Raw genomic sequence first — 2,046 nt, 5'->3', positions numbered from 1 at the left:
CACATACAGTTTACAATCTCTCTGCCCTATGCCGAGGAAGCAATCGGTCTCACAAATGGGCGGAACTGCGGCTTTACACGTGATTTCCGTCAGACCCGTACAGCCGCTGAATGCCTCTTGACCGATACTCGACACACTCCCGGGGAGCATTACCGAAACTATATTTTCCAGATCTAAAAAAGTGGCTGTTGATATGGAAACTGTACCATCTCGAACTTTCAAGTGTGTATCATAAGGAGCCAATCCCTTATAATCACACAATATATCATTAATGTAAATCAATCCATCTGGCTGGGCAGAATACCACGGAGTAAACAAAAATGCATTTGTTCCTATTTTCTTCACGCTGGTTGGAATATCCATTGATGTCAATAACTTGCAGTACATAAATGCCTCACTACCTATAATAGTGACTCCATCTTCAATCGTTATCGAAGTTAACCCTCCACTATAAAAGGCATTGGCGCCTATCTCGACCACACTGCCCGGTATCGTCACTGATTTCAAATCATAACAATGAGCAAAGGCCCATTCTCCTATCGAGGTAACACTTTTCGGTATCGTTAAAGAGGTCATACGATTAGAGCTTCTTGCAAAGGCATCGCTCGATATAGCGACAGTGCCCTTTCGTATATCAATATGAGTATCGGAAGGCATTTCTCCTTTATAGGTGTACAATATATCATTGATGTACATTACCCCGTCAGGTTGGTTGTTATACCAAGGAGTACCGTCAAAAGCTCGAAAACCTATATTCTTGACACTTTTAGGTATGGACAATGAAACTAAACTTTCACATCTCATAAACACTCCTCGTCCAATCGTGGTTAAACTCTCCGGTAGTGAAATTGAAGTTAGGTTTATACAACGATCAAACGCTTCATTTTCAATTATCTTTACACCATAGCCTATCTCGACCGATGTCAATCCGACACAATCTTTAAAAGCGTAAACCCCTATCTTGTCAACACTACCCGGTATGGTTACAGAAGCTAATTCGCTACAATAACGAAAAGCGCCATCAGATATTTGGGTTGTCCCATCTCGGATATCTATGTGTGTTTGGGGAGGCATTTTACCCTTATACGCATAGAATATCGTATTAAAATAAATTTCTCCATTAGGTTGGTTATTATACCAAGGAGTACCACCAAAGGCAGAGCCACCTATGTATTTTATCCCGATTGGTATATTCACAGTCATTAGCGACGTGCATCCACTAAAAGCAGAACTGCCTATATAAGAAAGACTTTCAGGTAAAATTATCTCGGTTAAACCTTCGCATCCCCCAAAAGCACCGGATCCGATCGTAGTACAACTTCCCGGTATTTCAATGGAAGACAAAGATGAACAACCCCGAAATGCAAAATCGCCTATCTCAGTAATTCGATAGTATTTATTCGCAAACTCTACCGTTTCAGGTATCACTACAACACCCGAATAAGAAGGCTGATAACCAACATCAAATGGATTATCTCTATAAGTTACAAACACTTCAAAAGGAATCGTACCATTGAAATTGTAATAGATACCATCTTTCTCGAAGTCATAGGCTCTCGACTGAAAGGCAACAAAGAGAAGCATTAGCAATATCTCTATTTTTTTAATGTCGTATTTTACAAACTTCATCATATCTATTTTTTAGGTTGTACTTCAAATTTTGTACCCGGTTTTATGGTCGTCCCACGGTCGAGAATCACCTTCTCTCTGCCGGTCAAGGTAACTTCGCCATTGTTATTTTATCCACACTTTCTTTCCGTTCCGTATGTAGAGGCCACGCTCGGGTGTGCCCGTCACCCGACGGCCTTGAAGGTCATACAAAGGCGATTGGGGTTCGTCCAATTCCTCATCGACCCGTATCTCCTCTATTCCCGAGAAGTCGGTCGCTATTATATCGAAGTCCTGCCATACCGGGGCATTCCGGTAGGCCTCCACCGAGCCCTCGGGCACATACAGTTTACAATCTCTCTGCTCTACGCCGGAGAAACAATCGGCATCGCAAACAGGTGGAACCGCAGCTTTACACGTGATTTCCGTCAGACCCGT

The 2,046-nt window shown here is 42.4% G+C and carries 1 protein-coding gene and 1 pseudogene; both read right to left on the bottom strand.

Annotation, left to right across the window (positions count from 1 at the left end; all coding sequences use genetic code 11):
• The coding region (locus tag QVD32_RS12980) for a leucine-rich repeat domain-containing protein (RefSeq protein ID WP_287710358.1) at window positions 1–1,632 on the bottom strand (1,632 nt) is incomplete at its 3' end.
• Between the two features lie 102 nt (window positions 1,633–1,734).
• Window positions 1,735–2,046 (bottom strand): annotated as a pseudogene (locus QVD32_RS12975) (M6 family metalloprotease domain-containing protein); the annotation flags it as partial.

The sequence above is a fragment of the Barnesiella sp. genome (assembly GCF_022723415.1).
GTDB classification, from domain to species: domain Bacteria; phylum Bacteroidota; class Bacteroidia; order Bacteroidales; family Barnesiellaceae; genus Barnesiella; species Barnesiella intestinihominis.
This window is presented reverse-complemented; position numbering and strand designations above follow the sequence as displayed.